The following is a 313-nucleotide window of genomic DNA, read 5'->3' as shown; positions in this document are numbered from 1 at the left end:
AGTATTATCGGTCAAAACATGCCACTTTGAAAGATGTTACAATAATACAAAAAAATTAGTTTTCACTTTTTAAAATTCCTTTCCTGAGCGACTCTCCTTTAAGGTTAATTCTGTGAGAAGAGTTTACAATCCTATCAAGGATTGCATCAGCAATAGTACCTTCACCTATTATGTCATACCAAACAGATACTGGTATTTGAGAAGAAACAATGGTTGATGCTTTATTGTACCGATCATCTATAATATCCATAAGTATTTCTCGCGATTGGTTATCAAATGCCTGTAGTCCAAAATCATCAAGTATCAACAAATT

1 protein-coding gene is annotated in these 313 nt (G+C 32.6%); it reads right to left on the bottom strand.

The features are described from left to right. Positions 1–55: 55 nt before the first annotated feature. Positions 56–313, bottom strand: a 258-nt coding sequence (locus OM075_RS26025; RefSeq protein WP_301193445.1) for an ATP-binding protein, incomplete at its 5' end; no start/stop codon positions are given.

This window comes from Plebeiibacterium sediminum (assembly GCF_026013605.1).
GTDB classification, from domain to species: domain Bacteria; phylum Bacteroidota; class Bacteroidia; order Bacteroidales; family Marinilabiliaceae; genus Saccharicrinis; species Saccharicrinis sediminus.
The sequence above is the reverse complement of the archived record's forward strand: the minus strand, read 5'-3'. Positions and strand labels throughout refer to the sequence as shown.